The sequence below is a fragment of the Clostridioides sp. ES-S-0048-02 genome (assembly GCF_020658495.1).
Taxonomy (GTDB): Bacteria; Bacillota; Clostridia; order Peptostreptococcales; family Peptostreptococcaceae; genus Clostridioides.
Window position 1 is genome coordinate 215804 of record NZ_JACVWH010000005.1, and the last position, 18091, is coordinate 233894.

An 18091-nucleotide genomic window follows, 5' to 3' on the forward strand; every position below is an offset into this window, starting at 1 on the left:
AAAAGGAGAGTTTATATGTTTGAATCAAGATGTGGTGTACTCTGTAACAGTTGTGCAAGAAAAGAGAAAGTAAATTGTAAAGGATGTACTCAAATGAAAGGTCCATTTTGGGGTGGTGAATGTAAGGTTAAAACTTGCTGTGAAAGCAAAGAACTTAATCATTGTGGAGAATGTGATACTTTTCCTTGTGATATGCTTTCAAATATGGGGAAAGAGCAAGGTTTTGACCCTACAATAAAGATTGAACAATGCAGAAAATGGCTAGCTGAAGAAAAATCTTTAAATGATTCTCTTAATTAATTTAATTCATTGATTGAAATACATATTATGTTAAGATACATATGATGAGTGAGGTATTATAAAGGAGCTAAATAATAGTTTTAATTATTATTCAAAACTGATATTTAACTCTTTTATAATCACTCTTTAGTCCTTCATAATTATTCTTTAGTCTTTCCAATACCACCACTTTAGTTTTTCTGGGTCTGGGTTTTCTGTTGATGCAAAATATATTGCACAGCGGTATACATATAGTTGACATCTATCTATATGTTGCCCACTCATTAAGCATTCTTTTTGGTACAACTCTTCTGGATTGGCATCTTTAAGGGATTCAATTGTTGTATATCCCAACATTATTAGGTCTTTTTCAGTTTCCTTTCCTACCCCAGGAATTTTTCTCAATTCTCCCATGTTATACCTTCTTTCTAGGATATGTGTTTTTATATTTTATTGTATATTAAATATTATTTTTATGCTACATCTAATATTGAAATTTCATAGTACTTAATTTATATTTTTTAATATAAATTAATAATGCTGACTAAATACTACTTTTTTGATATAAAATATTATTATTGTATGCTTTTTAATAAAATAAATTACTTAGTTACAACCTAAGTGATACCAAACACTTCACCATTCAATTAATATTTACTTTCCCATAAAAATGGTCATAGAAAATCAGTTCTTTATACTTCACTTTTTGCCTATTTTTTGATATTATTATGTTAAGAAAATTAATATAATTTAGTATTATCAAATTAAATTAGTTTACATTTTCCTAAAAAGTTTATTTAAACACCTTATATGACGTCTATTAAAAGCCTATCTTTCCTTTTAAAAATTTTTAGCTTAAAATAGGAGGTAAATATTGTGCATAATAAACTTTTGTCAATTACCCAATTAGCAAAACTTAGAAACCTTACAAGTGAAACACTAAGATATTACGACAGAATAAATCTTATAAAACCTAACTACGTAGACCCTAATACTAAATATAGATATTACTCTATTCTTCAATATGAAGAGTTAGGAACTGTAAAAGAACTAAGACAATTAGGAATGTGTATTAATGATATTACAAGTTATTTTAATGACAGAAATTTCAAAAAATCTATTGAAATTTTTGAAAAATACCAAGAAACACTTCACTCAGAAATCAGAGAAAAAATAGAGCTTGAAAAGGTATTAAATAAAAAGGTTGAATTTTTAAAACAACTAGATTCTCTATCTCCAGTAAATACAATTACAGAACTTACACTTCCAGATAGATATATGATTACCTTTGATAAACCAACTGGTGGACCTCATGAATTAGCTCTTGCTGTAACTGAATTGGAATCTCATTTAAATGAGATTGCTCCAATTGTTGCAAGCGATAGAGTGGGTGCTTATGGTAATGATTTAATTTTAGACGAATCTAAAGATTATATTCCTTTATCTCCATTTATATTCATAGAAGATGATGATATACAGTCCTCTTTAAAAAAACTTGTTCCAGGGGGGTTATATCTTTCTATGTATTATGATGGTGATGAACTTGAAAGATACCATCCATCTTTTGATTTTATAAAAGAGTATATGAGTGAGCACAACCTATGCCTTAATGGCGATATTTATCAAATATTTAAAATAGATGTGACTCTTACTAGTTACTTAAATGAAACGCTTATGGAAATTCAAGTTCCAGTAAAAAAAATATAGTCTATTACATAAAGGCTATGATTGTTAGCTTATCATAGCCTTTTTACTTACTTTTATCCATAGTCTTTTTATTACTTTTGTGATTCCCAATCTGCTGGGTATGTTACATATATAAACCTAGCATAATTAGGTACTGAAAACTTTATACTACCTCCTTTTGGTATGAGTATTAGTTCCCCTTCAGATGCTGTTATCTTTCTGCCATCTATTAATATATCTAAAGTTCCTTCTATTATATAGTCTACTTCATCATAATTTAAGGTCCAATCGAAAGTTGTTTCTTTCATTTCCATAATTCCACAACCTAGTCTTGGACTTTCTTCTAAAGTAAATAAATCTTTTGTATAAACTATATCATTTGGATTACCAGTATCTAATCTATTACTTTCATCTACCTTTACTCTTGGTAATTTTATAGAAGTTATTCCACTTATATCTTTGTGTCTATTAAAATCTATATTATTTTTAGAACCATTTAAATTTTCTTCTATTATTTGTCTAACTAAGACTTCCAACATATCTTTGTTTAATGTACTTATATCCATCTCTTATTACCTCCTTAACCTTATATCTCTATATCACCAATACTTTTACTCATTTGTTATTCATCCGCAAATTCAAGAGAATCGACTATACCAACTATAGTTGCATCTATTGGAACACTCTGTCTTTCTATTGAAGTTCTAGCAGCAGAGCCTCTAGTTATAAGAACTAAATCTCCATTCCCTGCCCCTGCATTATCTGCTGCTACTAAAAAACCTTCTTTATATGTATCTTTAGCATTTAATAGTTTCACAACTAAGAATTTTTGTCCATTTAACTTTTCATCTTTTCTTGTTGCCCATACATTACCAACTATTTTTCCTATTTCCATAAGTCTCCTCCACTATATTCTTTTTACTGTTATATTATGTATTCTTATAAAATCAATAGCTAATGGAGTTATTATACTATTTTTGCTTACGATAATATCCTTAGTTCCACTTATCATAGGCTTTCTCAAATCAGACTCAGATATAAGCCTTTTTTGTGTCAAATCTATGCTAAAATTATCATCTATTTTTACTTTTTCTTCGTTCAATATTTCTTCATTCAATATTTCTTTATTAAACGTTTCCTCACTAAATGCTCTCTCACTTAATGTTATCTCATTTAAATTCTTTATAATCTTTACTCCATACCTACAAATATCCTCTTCATAAGCTCTGTATTTATTGTATAGTGCTTTAGGTGCAGTGTCTTTATAGAGTTTGTATTCTATTCCTTCATCTAACACATATACTTTCTTACCTTTCATAAGCATTTTTAATAGAAATCTTTCTTCATTTGAAAAACTATTTCCTAATGCTAAGTTGCAAATACCCCTCAAACAAAGTTTTGATACTATTACTGCATCACAATCTTTTGTAGCACTATCAAATATTTCTATATTAAACTTATCATTTAATAAGTCAAATTTACTTTTATCATTTTCATATAATATAATTACTTTTTTTCTATTTTCATTTTCTATATATCCAACATTCGTAGTATTTATTTTTTTGTAAAGTTCTTCTACTATAATCTCTATAATATTGTTGTAATCCATAAGCTTTCCTTTCTAGATATATAGCTATCTCTTTATTATCCTTGCAATACTTCCTTTTGAATATGCGCATGCATTTGCCTCATCGTAATCTATATGCATATAAGTTTTAAACTTATCGCTAACCCTAACAACTACATCATCAAATATTAGAGGTCTTTTACCAAATACTTTAACTTCAACTACCTCATTGTCTCCCACATTAAATTTTTTGGCATCTTCTATCGACATGTGTATATGTCTTTTTGCTACCATAAGACCTTTTTGAAGTTCAATCTCTCCTTTTTCTGTAGCTATTTTAATACCTAAAGTATTTTCTAAATCTCCACTTTGCTTTATTGGTGGCTTCAATCCTAATATGGAACCATCTGTTAGTGATATTTCTACTTGTGTTTTCTTTCTACAAGGTCCAAGAACTACAACATTTTTTAATGTACCCTTTGGTCCAATTATTGTAACTCTTTCTTTACAAGCATATTGACCTGGTTGAGATAAATCTTTTAATTTTGTTAATATATATCCTTTACCAAATAATTTTTCTACATCTTCTTCACTTAAATGTACATGTCTTCCTGACGCTTCAACTTCTATAAATACTTCTTTTTTAACTCTACTTACTACTTCTTTTACTATTTCATTTAATAGGTTTTCCATAAACTTCCCCCAACTACTGGTATTGTCCAGTTCTTATTTTATAAATTATAATCCAGAACACTGATGACAATCTATTAAGAGCTTTTATTAAATCTTCTCTCTCAACTTCTCCATATTCACCTTTAAACGCTTCATATGCACAGAGTTCAGCTTCCCTAGTACTAGTTCTTATACTATTTATGAGTACTACTTCTTCACCCATTTTATAAGTTGGAAATTCATGACCTATACCAAAATATTTTTTAGGATTATGAGAATGCTCTCTCAACTCTTTTTCAGATAGACCTAAAAGCTTAAAGCTATCTAATTTTTCTTCTAACACTTCACATCTCATTATTTTCCTTACAAACTCTAATATTTCTTGTAATTCATTTACTAATTTTCCAAGACTCTTTTTGTTGCATAAAACTTGAACTTCTAGTATTTTTGATTCTAACGAGTCTATCTTTCCCCTTAAAATTATCCTTTTATGGTCTTTAAATACTAATATATCTCCATTTAAATGAGTCATATGTTCTGGCTTTTCATTTAACTTAGCTCCAAATACAGTTTTGTACTTATAAGATTCTTCTCTTACTGTTTCTTTTATAGCTTCCTTATTCTTATTATTTTCATTATTTTCATTTGAAATATTATCAATATATTTTATTTCAATCTTTTTTTCGGCTAAAAAAGACTTTGCTAAAGGAGTTATAATTTGACCTTTTTCAATGTAATATTCAGTTATATTCCCTTTATTTTCACGCATTTCTTTTCTTATTTGATTCTCTGTTAAAACACTCATCTTATCACATCTCCTATTAGATGTATAAAAGGGGACCCCTCAAAATATATTGACATCCCCTTTTTATCAAATTTAAATTTTATTTACTATATAAACTTATTAATCAACAGTTACTTTTGGTAATATAGCATCTACTTCAAAGTGTGGTCTTGGTATAACATGAACAGATACTAAATCTCCAACTCTCTCAGCAGCAGAAGCACCTGCATCTGTAGCAGCTTTAACAGCTCCAACATCACCTCTTACCATTACTGTAACTAAACCTCCACCTACTTGCTCTTTTCCAACTAATTGAACATTGGCAGCCTTAACCATTGCGTCTGCTGCTTCTATTGCTCCTACTAATCCTTTAGTTTCTATCATCCCTAATGCGTTTGCATTTGCCATAATGCTTACCTCCAAAATTTTATATTAATATTTTTTAAAATTATTTTAGTTTTTCAAAATCTAACATAGCTCTAAAGCTATCTTTTTTACTAATACATTTATTAGTTCTTCTCTATCCATAGAGTCAAATATTGATTTTTCTACTTTAGAATTTGTACCTCTAAGTTCTTCTATTTCTTTAACTCCATAGGCTATTTTCTTTATATTTAATAAGTCTAATGGTCCTACATTATTTGAAGTTGAACTTCCACCTATAGCTCCACACCCTAATGTTAAAGCTGGTGATAAGTTTGTTGCTCCACCTATTCCTCCAAGTGCAGATGGTGCATTTACTATTATTCTTGATACTGGCATATTAAGTGCAAATTTCTTTACAAGTTCCTCATCATTAGCATGCATTGAGAATGTGTGACCAGCACCTTCATTTAAAAGTATCTCTCTAGATTTTTGCATAATAGATTCAATATTTTCCTCTACATAAAATGCAAGTATTGGAGTCAGTTTTTCTCTAGAATAAGCTACATCATTTCCTACTCTAGATTCTCTTGCTATAAGTACTTTAGCATAACTTGGCACATTACTTAAATTAGCTAATTTAGCAAGTGTTTCTACACTCTTTCCAACTATTTGAGGATTCATTGTTCCATTTGCTCTTAATATAAATTTAGACAGCTTTTCACTTTCTTCTTCATTTAAGAAATAAGCCCCTTGATTTTTCAGTTCATTAACAATTATATCTTCCATAGATTTTTCTACTATTATAGATTGTTCAGATGCACATATTACACCGTTATCAAAAGTTTTAGAATCTAATATTCTTTTAACTGCTAACTTAATATCTGCACTCTTATCTATAAATGCTGGTCCATTTCCTGGTCCTACTCCTATGGCAGGTGTTCCTGATGAATAAGCAGCTCTAACCATAGCCTCTCCGCCAGTTGCTAAAATAAGTTTAGTATCCTTATGCTTCATTAATTCATTAGTACCTTTAAGGCTGGGATTAGTTATACCTAATATAATATCCTCTGGACTTCCTGCTTTTATAGCTGCCTCACTTATTATTTTTATAGTCTCAAGTATACATTTTTTTGCATTTGGATGTGGTGAGAAAATTATTGAATTTCCTGATTTTATAGAAATCATAGCTTTGTAGATTACTGTTGATGTTGGATTTGTTGATGGTATAAGCCCTGCTACTACTCCTACTGGTGTAGCTATATCAACCGTTTTTTCTGCCTTATTTTCACCTATTATCCCAATAGTCTTCATATCTTTTATTGCTTCATATAACATTTTAGATGCAAATGTATTTTTAACTATTTTATCTTCATATTTTCCAAACCCAGTTTCTTCATTGGCCATTTTAGCCAATTTAGCAGCATTTTCATATGCTGCCTCTGCCATTGACTTAACTATTTTATCTATTTGTTCTTGGCTCATTCTGGAAAGTTTAACTTGAGCTTCTTTAGCTTTTTTTACAAGATTTCTAACTTCTTGTATAGATAATAAATCTTTATCTAAAATTTCCATCTTTATTTATCCTCTCTAATCAATTTATAAACTAAATCTACTAGGTCTTCTTTTCTCAAAGAATTTAATTCTTTATTAGTCAAAGAAGAATCGTATTCTCTAGCTAAAGTTTTTAATTCTTTTATATTCATATTTAATAAATTTCTATTATTAGTGACCTCATCTTTTACTGGTTTTACTTCATTTAAAGTTTCTATATTTGTATTTTCATTTTCTTCAATTTTTATGTCTTCTTCTAAGATTTCTGTATTTGTATTTTCATTTTCTTCAACTTTTACATCTTCTTCTAAAGCTTCTACATTTGTATCTTCATTTTCTTCTATCTTCATATTTTCTTTGATTGGTATTTCGCTAACTTCATTATATTTCTGAGTAATTCTTTCTTCTTTTTTAAATAAATTATCAGCTACTTCTTTATGTATCCTTGGTATTACATGAGTTGCTCTTAATACTCCAACCTTGTTTACAGCTACTTCTCCAGCTTCTATAGCTGATTTAACTGCGCCTACATCTCCAACTATTGTTAATGTAACTATTCCCGCTCCTACTTTTTCAATGCTAAGTATATTTACACTAGCAGACTTTACACATGCATCACATGCCTCTATTGCAGCAACATATCCTATTACTTCTATTAAACCTACAGCATTCATTTATATTTAAAACCTTGTTGAATCATCAGCTACAGATTTAACAGCTTCAGCAAAAGCATCACAAGCTGCTTTACAAGCTGATTGAGAACCTGTAAGTAATGCTCCACCAAAGTTTGTTTCAGTTGGAGGTGCAAATAATTCACATAGACTTACATCTGCTGCTTTTAATGCTGCATCTAGTGCATACATAGCTTCTAAAGGTGGTGCTACTAAATAAGCTATGGCTTCTCCTTCTTTGATTCCTGCCACTTTAGAAAGATATGTTCCTGTTCTAGATACACAGTGAGCATAATATACTATTGAATCATCATCATTTGCACTTATAAAAGTTGCTCCGTATTCCATAAAATCAACTACTGCATTTAATCCACTTCTTACTTCAGCTGGGCTTGGTCCTGCTATTATACCTAATACCTCACCAGCAAGTTTTGTTGAAGCATTTGTAGCACCTGCATACATTGACTTTGCATATACAACATCAACTTCTGAAGCTTTAGTTGCTTCATCAAGGGCAGTATATGTCACATCATCACAATCAGCAGTTATAAACCCTAAACTTTTATGGTCAGAATTTAATTCTAGCTTTTGTGCCATTTCTGGACTTATGTTTGAAATCATTTTAATTCCCAGTATTTTAGGACGAATTACATCATTTTTCATAACTTGTACTCCTTTAAGTTATTATTTTAAATCAATTCCAGAAGCTTTCTTATCTAAAATTGTTTTTATAAGTTCAGCTATATGTGCACCTGCTTCAACAGCAGTAGTTCCACCTTTATGGATGTTTGACACCACTGTTCTCTTGGCTTCTGCTATACCAACTTTAGGCTTATATGTAAGATATGCTGACATAGATTCTGCTGTAACAAGACCTGGTCTTTCTCCAATTAACACACATACAACTTCACAGTCTAACTCTTCACCTAAATGGTCCATAGCCCCAACTCTACAATGTTTAACAAATACAATATCTCCTACTTCAATTCCATACATCTTTAAACCTTGCTTTATAGCCATAATACAGTCATTTGAATTGGCCTCTATAGCAGCTGAACTTAGTCCATCTCCTGCCATTATTAATACCTTCTGATTTGTTCCTATTTGTGTTTTTATAAAATTTATAGTTTCACTTGAAAACTTTCTTCCAAGGTCTGGTCTAGTTAAAAATTCATCTTTATCCTTACATAAAGTTTCTATTTTTATTAAGTTGCTATTTTCCACAAAATCTTCATCTACATAAGAGAAAACAGCATCTTGTGCAGCAGCATGGTCTGCTCTAAATCTTAAAACTGTTTCTGTTTTATATCTAGCTCCACATCTACCTATACCTATTCTTGCAGGAGTTTTAGATTTCATATCTAAATAGGCTTCTGCATCCTTAGGATTTTTTACTAATAATTGCTTTTTTAAATCTACTTCCGTTATATCTTCTATGCAAGCATCATCGTCTATTGTACTTTTATTTACTTTGTCTACTGTATTTTCAACAACTTCATTTACAACACTAGAATCAATTTGACCAGCCATTTGATTTACTAACTGCTCTACTAATGCTTTTAAATCTTTTTCATTCATACTTAAGACCTCCTACCCTAATAATATTGATGCATCTCCAGCTTTTTCTGTTAATTTACCATCTTTAGAGAAGCCCATTTGTTCCATCCAAGCATCAAACTCTTTTATTCCTGTCAATCCAAACATTTCTCTAAGTGATGCTGTCTCATGGTATCCTGTAGTTTGGTAGTTAAGCATTACATCATCTCCATGAGGTATGCCCATAAAATATGTACATCCAGCTGTAGTTAATAATATCGCTAAATTTTCCATATCATTTTGGTCTGCTTTCATATGGTTTGTATAGCAAACATCAACACCCATTGGTAATCCATGTAATTTACCCATAAAGTGGTCTTCTAGTCCTGCCCTCATTACTTCCTTTGCATCATATAGATACTCTGGCCCTATAAATCCAACTACTGTGTTTACTAAAAACGGCTCAAACTTTTTAGCAAATCCATAACATCTAGCTTCCATAGTAACTTGGTCTATCCCATGATGTGCTTCTGAAGAAAGCTCTGAGCCTTGCCCTGTTTCAAAATACATTACATTTGGACCAGTAGCTGTTCCATGCTTTAAAGCTAAATTTCTTGCTTCTTCAATAGTTTCTGAATTAAATCCAAAAGCTTCATTTCCTTTTTCAGAACCAGCTATTGATTGGAATATTAAATCTGTTGGAGCACCATTTCTTATAGCTTCCATTTGTGTTGTAACGTGTGCCAACACACAAGTCTGAGTAGGTATTTTATATTTTTGTTTTACTTCCTCAAATCTCTTTAATACTTTAGTTACACTTTCAACTGAATCATCAACTGGGTTTAATCCTAGTACTGCATCACCTATTCCAAAAGTTAATCCTTCTAGAAGTGATGCAAGTATTCCATCTGGGTCATCTGTTGGATGATTTGGTTGAAGTCTAACTGATAAAGTACCTTCTTCGCCTATTGTTGTATTACAATGAGCTGTAACTTTAATTTTTTTTGCTGCATAAACTAAGTCCATATTTGACATTAGCTTTGCAACTGCTGCTATCATTTCTGAAGTTAATCCTCTTGAAACTCTTTTTATATCTAAACTACTTGTTTCACTATCTAATAGCCACTCTCTAAGTTCTGAAACAGTCCAGTCCTTTATTTCACTATAAACTTTTTCATTTACTCCATCTTGAATTATTCTTGTGACCTCATCTTCATCATAAGGAACTGCGGGACTGTTTCTTATATCCTCTAATTTTATATGAGATAAAACTACTTTTGCTGCCACTCTTTCTTCGGCACTTTGAGCTGCAAGACCAGCTAACTTATCACCAGACTTTTCTTCATTTGCTTTTGCCATTACATCATATAATCCTTTGAACTGATAAGTACGCCCAAATAATTTTGTCTTTAAAATCATCTCCTTACCCCCTTTTTTAATTAAAAACTAATGTCTTTATTACTACAGGTAACACCTTACCTTCAGCTATTGGCTTTCCAATATCTATGTAGTCTCCATTTTCAACCTTAATACTATCTATACAAATAATATCTTTTTTGTAATCTAAAACTGCACAAATAGATTGTCCTAATACTTTTGCCATGTCATTTTCTATAATTACTACAAATGGCAAGTCATTTTCTATAATTTCTTCCATACCACTCACTAATCCACGTGCATACTCTTGAATTTCTAAAAAGCTTGGATTTTTACTTCCTTCTATAGCGATAACAATTTTTTGTAAGTCATTTTCTAACTTAAACCAATTTAACTTATTTTTTATACTTTCACTTAATGCCTTTTCATTGCTAGTTTCTTCTTCTCGTGATAGTTTTAAAACAGGTAAGTTTTTAAGTGGAAAATCTTCACTTGTATAAGTTATAGTACTTCCACTTACTTCAGTAGTATGAGAACCAGCACCTACTACTGTAGCTCTAATAGTTTCTAATGGAATTATTACATTTATTTTTTTTAGTTCATCACAATTTTTTATCGCTTGCCCTAATAAAATACCTAAGTCTCCATATTTAAAATATTCATCTATTTTTTTATCATAGTAGATATAATCAGCGACCCCACCAGAAAAAGATATGTTATCTATCTTTTCACTTAAGTTTATAGATTTATTAGTTACCATAAACTCAAATAGACTCGTTTTCTTTTTTATTCCTATACTTTGTAATATTAAATCAACCATTATATCTATTATTGGCTTTGTGTTTTCTATGGTTGCTATAGTTCCTATTTGAAGACCTAAATTATAATCTTTTATGATTTTTTCTATCTTAGGTGATATATAAGTTATTTTTTTACTATGCTTGTCTATTTTTATAAGTCTCCCACCTATATCTAGACAGCCAGTATCTAATACTTCACCTCTTTTAAATAAAGCTAAATTGCTAGTTCCTCCACCTACATCTAAATTTACAACATTAGTTGAATGATTTTTAGAATAAATATGGGCCCCTGCTCCTTTGCCAGATATGATACTTTCTAAATCTGGTCCTGCTGTTGCCACCACAAAGTCTCCTGCAAACCCACTTAAATTATGAAGTACATAATTTGCATTTTCTTTTCTTGCAGTTTCTCCAGTTATAATAACTGCACCTGTATGTATGTCTTCTTTAGATATATTTGCTTTTTTATATTCACTATCAACTATGTTTTTTATTTCATTTCCATTTATCTCATTATTGGAGATAAGAGGTGTAAAGTATATTTCACTTTTATATACAATTTCTTTGTCTATTATACTTATCCTAGGTACTGAAAAACTAGATGCAGTGTTTTCAACTATCAATTTAGAAAATATTAGTTGAGTAGTACTTGTCCCAATATCTATCCCAACACTTAATAACTCTTCTCTCATTTTCTCACCTCATAATTTAAAAGTATTTCTTAAACAAAGAAGTTAGATTGTTCTATAGACTATCAATATTTTTCTTCCAATGAGCTTATCTCATTTAAATATTCAAATAATTCATCTATACCTACATCATCTATTGTGTCTACTTTAAATATTTTATTGACTCCTGCTAACGTTAATCTTTCTATTCCTAAATCTATTTGATTTTTATCTAATTTATTTATCTTAGTCAGAATGCCTATAGTTTCTTTACAAAATATACTTGCAAAACCTGGTGCCATATAATTTTCTTCTTGAGTTGCATCATAAACTATAGCCACTACTTTAGCATCTACAGCTGTAGTTATTAAAGCATTATACAATGCTCTATTTTCCATATATTCACCTGGTGTATCTATTGCATTTTTATAAATTTCTATTGACTGTGTTTTCTTATATTTAATCTCTAGCTCATCTAGTTTTTGGCAAAGAGTCGTCTTTCCACTACTTGTTTTTCCCATAAAAATTATATTTTTCATTTTATGTCCTCGTTATCTTAGTTGATGAAAAATTCAACATCTCACCTAACACTTCTAATACTTCATTTAATGCAGATTCTACAGAACTCACATCTCCAGATATTACTAAAGACCCACTAAATCTATCTATAAATCCAAGCGTTATATCTGATGATTTTGTTGCTACATCTGCTGCTATTATTGAAGCTTCACTCGGTGTTATTGTAAGAATACCGATTGCATCTTTTCTATCTAGTATTAATCCTAACTTTTTGTATATATCCTCATTTGGATTAGCTATTATATGAGCAAGTGTTACTTGCTTTCCTGGAACATATTCTTGTATAATTCTTTGTTTAGTTTCTTCGTTCAATTTTGCCCCCTAATTTTTATCACATTTTTACTTAATTTTATTTAGTATTTCTATTATGTCTTCTTCTATGGGAACTTTAGGATTTGCACTAGTACATCCATCTTGAATAGCCAAAACTGCTATTTCACTCTGTAAATTACTTAGTTCTTCCAAATTTACATTGCATTCTCTCAATTTAGTTGGCATGTTTAATTCTTTTTGTAGTTTTTTTATTTCATTAATTAAACTCTTTACACCACTTCTTGTGTTTGAGCTACTAAGACCTATTAACTTTGATATTTGTGCATATTTTTTTGCTGATAATGAGTAGTATGTATTTGAATATCCTGTGATATTAGCATTGTATTCTATTATATATGGCAATAATATTGCATTTGCTCTTCCATGTGGTATATGAAACTTTCCACCTAGAACATGTGCTATGGAGTGATTTATTCCTAATGATGTTTGATTAAATGCCATTCCAGCTAGACAAGATGCATTATGCATTTTTTCTCTAGCCTCTAAATCGTTTCCATCCTTATATGCTTTCAATAAATATTCAAATACTAGTTTTATTGCCTTTTCAGCAAGTGCATCAGAAAAATCATTAGCATTTACTGATACATATGCTTCTAATGCATGTGTCAAAACATCCATTCCAGTATCTGCTGTTATAAAATCTGGCACTGTTTTAACCAACTCTGGGTCTAGTATTGCTATGTCTGGAATTAATTCATCTGACACTAGAGGATACTTTGCACCTTTTTGCTTATCTGTGATTACAGAAAATGATGTTACTTCTGAGCCAGTTCCACTTGTTGTTGGGATAGCAATAAATTCGATTTCATTAGTTCTTAAAATTTGCTTTGAAAAATCCTTTATAGCTTTGGCTGCATCTATTGCAGAACCTCCACCTAAAGCTATTACTGTATCTGGCTTTATATTTTTTAATACTTCTATGCCTTGTACTACTGTATCTATAGGTGGGTCTGGTACTATATTACTAAATACTTCATATGTACTGTGTTTTAAATTTACTAAGATTTTATCTATAGTTTTTGATTTAACCATAAAAGGGTCTGTTATAACCAACACTTTTTTATCTTTTATCTCTTGTAAATATTCTAAAGAACCTACTCCAAATTTTACTTTGGTTTTTATTTCAAAATTATTCAATCTAATCTCCTCTTTTATAAAAACTTATTTAAAATTAAACAATTGTTAAGCAAAAGCCCCACAGAACAATCTATGGAGCTTTTATTAAGCTTTCAATATTTCGTTATGACATTATTTTAGTAAATATTGGATTTTAGTAAAGTCAAGAATCTTGTATATTAATACTTTATGTTATGCTTTTTCTTATAAGCTATATGAGATATAAATTCATACATTATACCCGCAGCTGTAAGTGAAGTAACATTTCCAGCATCATATTGTGGCGCAACTTCAACAAGGTCATAGCCTACTATATTTAACTCCTTTAATCCTCTTATTATTTCTAATGTTTGGGCAGATGAGAATCCACCTATAACAGGAGTTCCTGTCCCTGGTGCATATGCTGGGTCAACAAAATCTATATCAAATGTAAGGAATGCTTTTGAATCACCAACACGTTGTTTAATTCTTTCTATTATTTCTTCTGTAGTCATCTTATGACATTCAACAGCTTTTAAAACTTCATACCCTAAATCAGTTGAGTGGTACTTATCTTCTTCACCATAATAACCTTCTCTTATTCCAACTTGAATTGATTTAGATGTATCAACAAGGTTTTCTTTAGCAGCATGGTAGAAAGGTGTTCCATGACTATAAGGCTTTCCAAAATATTCTGCTATTGTATCATAATGAGAGTCAAAGTGAATTAAAGCAACTGGTCCATGAACCTTATGACAAGCTCTTAATTCTGGTAATGTTACACTATGGTCTCCTCCCATAGCTATTGGAACTACACCATTTTCAAAGATAGGTAACATCCCCTCTGTAATTACATCAAATGTATCTTCTACATATCCTGGTACAGAGCCTAAATCACCATAGTCTACCCCAGAACAATAGTCAAATATACCAACATCAAGAACTGGATTATATGGTTTACAACCTAGAACTGACATTTCTCTTATTGATGATGGACCAAATCTAGCACCAACTCTAAATGTAGCACATGAATCAAATGGTATACCAACAACAGCAAAATCTACATCGTCTGTTGTAACTACATTTTGTAATCTCATGAATGTTTTAATTCCTGCGAATCTAGGTGATTTTAAAGAATTTATTGTTTTATATTTAATCATAACTACTCCCCTTAATTTTCTTTGTTTTTGTTATTTTTTTATCAATTTTACTCTAAACTTCAGCTACCTCATCTTCTTTTTCCATCTTAAGAACGTATGGAACTGCAATTAATTTTGCAAATATTATACCTATTACTCCACCTACTATTTGACCAACAAGTATTGCAATAACCAAGTTTGGTTGGAAATTGACATTGAAAGCTATAAAATCTCCTAAAGAATATCCTGCACAAACTAAAAACGACATAGATATTACTTTACTTGTTGGTTTCATATCTTTGACTAGTCCAAAAATTGCGATACCATTTGCCATACATGCAACTAATCCAGCACTACCAGCACTATCTAGCCCAGCTATTGAACCAAGCTTTTCCAGTGGCTTTTTAAAATACTTACGTATAAGGTAAACCATTGGAAATGCTCCACAAAGCATCATTGCAATACTCCCTAGAAGCTCAATAGACCTAAACATTTCTTTCTCATCTGCAAACATTGGGTCAAATCCCCAACTTCCAAATACTTTAGTGAAAATACCTGTATAGTGTTCAACAATAGATGATACTACGACTATTATTAATATGCTTGTAAGACCTTTTCCAAAATACATGAATCCTTTTATCATTCCATTAGGGAACAATTTTAACCCTAATGCAAGCAACACACACACCACAACAATAGGAATTAGATTTTGGAAAATCATTAGCATACTTAAATTTAAAGTATAATTAGAATTTCCTACTGTAGAAAGTGTTGTACGTATTGTAGGATTTGTAAGTAATGCAACCATATATGACGTGAATACTCCAAAAGGTACTGATAAAAATCCAGACATAGCTCCTAAAGCTAGGTACTTGTAATCTTTTTTATCTAAAATTGAAAGTCCTATTGGAATATTAAATGCCACTGTCGATGCACACATAAATCCAACTGCTAATACTATCACTAATATTTCACTTGTTTTCCCAATTTCTATAGCTAAAGCATATGAACCGCAATCTGGTGGCATAATCATAGCTGCTGCTACCACTGGGTCTGCGCCAAACATACTAAACAACTTTCCAAATATTTTCTCTACCCCGACCTTTAGATACGGAACAGATACCATAAGACCTACTATTGGTATAAACATCGTTGCCATAGTATGTAAGCCTTCATCAAAAGATTTAGCTAGCTCCGATTCTTCTTTGAAAATCTTTGCTAAACCTCCAGCTACACAACAAGCCATGATGATATACAGTACTGAGTCTCCTAATAATTCCATACAGTATACCCCCTATGTACTAAAAACATTAATCAGCTCTTTATTACTTAATTTTTATTTAATATTTCTCATAATAAATACTTCTTATGCTAGTGGTTCTACAGATTCTGTAAAGTTAGGGTCATTTATTATATCTAAGTAATGTTCAAAGTTTTCATCCTTCATAAACTCTATACAATCAGCTGCACGAGTTCTTCCATATTCCCAATAGAAGTCATGGTCTTTACCATATGTTATTTGAACTAATGACCATAAAGACCAGTGTGCATTAACTAAAAACTTACTTGTAAGCAATCTTGCTCTTTGCTCTTCTGTTGGTTCTCCGCCAAAGTATGTTCTTACATAAAGCTCTTCTTTATCTTTTGGAAGAGGATTTTCTACACACACACATGCCATATCGTAAAATCTATCATTTGTTCCACCGTATTCCCAGTCTATTACACGCATAACTTTTCCATCATACATAAAGTTTTCTGCTAGTGTATCATTGTGACAAGGAACTAATTTTTGTGGATTATTTTGATAAGCAACTTCTATTATATCTACTTTTTCTGTTATGCTATCCCATCCATCATATCTCTTATCAAAACCATTTTCTTTAAGTATTTGTATGTACTCTTTCATCTTAGCTATTGGGTTAAATACACTTTTAAACTCCATTCCACTATCATGGTATTTTCTCATAATTTCTGCTGATTTCATGACTACATCTGAATTATTTATAAAATCCTCTGCATGCATTGTATCTGATTTTATAAATTCACAAAGTTGTGAACCTGTTTTTGGGTCATAGTAATATATTTCTGGAGCTATTCCAAGACATGACATTAAAGAAGCATTGTGCTTTTCTGCTGGACGATTTATATATCCTGCTGTTCCTACTCCTGCTACACGCATTGCTATTTGAGTGCCATCTTCAATCTCAAGCTTAAAGTTTTTATTTGTAAGCCCGCCTGGCATTATTTCTATTTTGCTAAGTTCTTGGCTAAATGCTGTTTTTGTTAAATTGATTAACCTAAGGAAATCTTGAATTTCATAAGGTTGTATTACCTCTCCAAATACTGACATATTTTCTCTTATACTTTCATTTTTCATAATAATTTCTCCTTTGTATGATTTGTTTTTGGTCAAAACTTTTTCTATTAAAAACCATTTTCCTTTGATTAGAATTCTATATCTTTGTGCAACACAAAGGTCAATACTATTTTTGTTTAATTTTTTGTTATAATGGATTTTTTTATATATTTTTGGGATTCTATCTCTATTTGTGGAAATAAAAAAACTTTTAAATAAAGTTATTTAAAAGTTTTTCATCATATTATTAAAATTATGTATACAAAAAATATTTATTATAGTATTGTTTTATTTATTCAATTTATAATTCTCTACTTTATGAACTTTATAAAATTGATAATTCTTTTGTCTATTTTTATTTATCAACCTTTATATTTCCATTTCGACTTTCCAGCTTAACTGTAACATTTTGTGCAACTCCAACACTTCCTTTTAGAATATTATCATTTATAGATAATTTGTCTTTGAATGATGTGGAAATAGCCCCATTAAAAGTATGAATAATACCAAACACCAAGAACTTAGTATCTAAAGCCACATTTTTACAACGAAAGACCCCTTCTTTTATACCCTGTTCTACAATTAGAATTTTATTAAAGCTATTGCACTAAAAAAAGAAACCACATTCTGTT

At 30.5% G+C, this 18091-nt stretch carries 22 protein-coding genes; 2 read left to right on the forward strand and 20 right to left on the reverse strand.

Features of this window, described 5'->3' with window-relative positions; translation table 11 throughout:
- The first annotated feature begins 15 nt into the window (after window positions 1-15).
- Window positions 16-300: a DUF3795 domain-containing protein gene (locus IC173_RS09225; protein WP_227433516.1), complete on the forward strand. Its 285-nt coding sequence runs from the start codon at window positions 16-18 to the stop codon at window positions 298-300.
- Between the two features lie 147 nt (window positions 301-447).
- Here IC173_RS09225 and IC173_RS09230 read toward each other — a convergent pair whose 3' ends face one another.
- On the reverse strand, window positions 448-693 hold the full coding sequence (locus tag IC173_RS09230; protein WP_227433517.1) for a helix-hairpin-helix domain-containing protein: 246 nt from the start codon (window positions 691-693) through the stop codon (window positions 448-450).
- A gap of 462 nt (window positions 694-1155) precedes the next feature.
- Here IC173_RS09230 and IC173_RS09235 point away from each other — a divergent pair, with 462 nt between their 5' ends.
- The gene (locus IC173_RS09235) at window positions 1156-1986 is read left to right on the forward strand and encodes a MerR family transcriptional regulator (protein ID WP_227824688.1); all 831 of its coding nucleotides are present in this window, start codon (window positions 1156-1158) and stop codon (window positions 1984-1986) included.
- A 71-nt stretch (window positions 1987-2057) separates the two neighbouring features.
- Here the strand turns inward: IC173_RS09235 and IC173_RS09240 are convergent, their stop codons facing one another.
- From IC173_RS09240 to IC173_RS09330, 19 genes are all read right to left on the reverse strand, one after another.
- Window positions 2058-2531: a cupin domain-containing protein gene (locus IC173_RS09240; protein ID WP_227855451.1), complete on the reverse strand. Its 474-nt coding sequence runs from the start codon at window positions 2529-2531 to the stop codon at window positions 2058-2060.
- Window positions 2532-2587: 56 nt separating this feature from the next.
- Window positions 2588-2860: a EutN/CcmL family microcompartment protein gene (locus tag IC173_RS09245; RefSeq protein ID WP_227824686.1), complete on the reverse strand. Its 273-nt coding sequence runs from the start codon at window positions 2858-2860 to the stop codon at window positions 2588-2590.
- A gap of 12 nt (window positions 2861-2872) precedes the next feature.
- A complete protein-coding gene (locus IC173_RS09250; protein WP_227855452.1) occupies window positions 2873-3574 on the reverse strand; it encodes a TIGR02536 family ethanolamine utilization protein in 702 nt (233 codons plus the stop codon).
- 24 nt (window positions 3575-3598) lie between these two features.
- A complete protein-coding gene (gene eutD / locus IC173_RS09255) occupies window positions 3599-4225 on the reverse strand; it encodes an ethanolamine utilization phosphate acetyltransferase EutD (protein WP_227855453.1) in 627 nt (208 codons plus the stop codon).
- 13 nt (window positions 4226-4238) lie between these two features.
- A complete protein-coding gene (locus IC173_RS09260; RefSeq protein WP_227824683.1) occupies window positions 4239-5009 on the reverse strand; it encodes a cobalamin adenosyltransferase in 771 nt (256 codons plus the stop codon).
- Between the two features lie 99 nt (window positions 5010-5108).
- Window positions 5109-5396: a BMC domain-containing protein gene (locus tag IC173_RS09265; RefSeq protein ID WP_227848576.1), complete on the reverse strand. Its 288-nt coding sequence runs from the start codon at window positions 5394-5396 to the stop codon at window positions 5109-5111.
- Between the two features lie 60 nt (window positions 5397-5456).
- A complete protein-coding gene (locus IC173_RS09270) occupies window positions 5457-6926 on the reverse strand; it encodes an acetaldehyde dehydrogenase (acetylating) (protein ID WP_227855454.1) in 1470 nt (489 codons plus the stop codon).
- Window positions 6927-6928: 2 nt separating this feature from the next.
- Window positions 6929-7579, reverse strand: a complete 651-nt coding sequence (locus IC173_RS20850; protein ID WP_285894768.1) for a BMC domain-containing protein — start codon at window positions 7577-7579, stop codon at window positions 6929-6931.
- A 6-nt stretch (window positions 7580-7585) separates the two neighbouring features.
- Entirely contained in the window at window positions 7586-8239 is a 654-nt protein-coding gene (gene eutL, locus IC173_RS09280) for an ethanolamine utilization microcompartment protein EutL (protein WP_227855455.1), read from the reverse strand.
- A gap of 21 nt (window positions 8240-8260) precedes the next feature.
- Complete coding sequence (eutC, locus tag IC173_RS09285) at window positions 8261-9154, reverse strand: ethanolamine ammonia-lyase subunit EutC (RefSeq protein ID WP_227834765.1); 894 nt, start codon at window positions 9152-9154, stop codon at window positions 8261-8263.
- A gap of 12 nt (window positions 9155-9166) precedes the next feature.
- A complete protein-coding gene (locus IC173_RS09290) occupies window positions 9167-10531 on the reverse strand; it encodes an ethanolamine ammonia-lyase subunit EutB (RefSeq protein WP_227824678.1) in 1365 nt (454 codons plus the stop codon).
- Window positions 10532-10547: 16 nt separating this feature from the next.
- Entirely contained in the window at window positions 10548-11981 is a 1434-nt protein-coding gene (eutA, locus tag IC173_RS09295) for an ethanolamine ammonia-lyase reactivating factor EutA (RefSeq protein ID WP_227855456.1), read from the reverse strand.
- 62 nt (window positions 11982-12043) lie between these two features.
- Window positions 12044-12496, reverse strand: coding sequence for a EutP/PduV family microcompartment system protein (locus IC173_RS09300; protein WP_227831327.1), 453 nt, complete (start codon window positions 12494-12496; stop codon window positions 12044-12046).
- 1 nt (window position 12497) lies between these two features.
- On the reverse strand, window positions 12498-12848 hold the full coding sequence (gene eutS / locus IC173_RS09305) for an ethanolamine utilization microcompartment protein EutS (protein ID WP_227824675.1): 351 nt from the start codon (window positions 12846-12848) through the stop codon (window positions 12498-12500).
- A gap of 27 nt (window positions 12849-12875) precedes the next feature.
- Window positions 12876-14006 (reverse strand): 1-propanol dehydrogenase PduQ, encoded by a 1131-nt coding sequence (locus IC173_RS09310; RefSeq protein WP_227855457.1) that lies wholly within the window; start codon window positions 14004-14006, stop codon window positions 12876-12878.
- 158 nt (window positions 14007-14164) lie between these two features.
- Complete coding sequence (speB, locus tag IC173_RS09315) at window positions 14165-15124, reverse strand: agmatinase (RefSeq protein ID WP_227824673.1); 960 nt, start codon at window positions 15122-15124, stop codon at window positions 14165-14167.
- Between the two features lie 52 nt (window positions 15125-15176).
- Entirely contained in the window at window positions 15177-16385 is a 1209-nt protein-coding gene (locus tag IC173_RS09320) for an ethanolamine utilization protein EutH (RefSeq protein WP_227851414.1), read from the reverse strand.
- Between the two features lie 84 nt (window positions 16386-16469).
- Window positions 16470-17480: a choline/ethanolamine kinase family protein gene (locus IC173_RS09325; RefSeq protein ID WP_227824671.1), complete on the reverse strand. Its 1011-nt coding sequence runs from the start codon at window positions 17478-17480 to the stop codon at window positions 16470-16472.
- A gap of 334 nt (window positions 17481-17814) precedes the next feature.
- On the reverse strand, window positions 17815-17997 hold the full coding sequence (locus IC173_RS09330) for a hypothetical protein (protein WP_227835877.1): 183 nt from the start codon (window positions 17995-17997) through the stop codon (window positions 17815-17817).
- Window positions 17998-18091 lie beyond the last annotated feature (94 nt).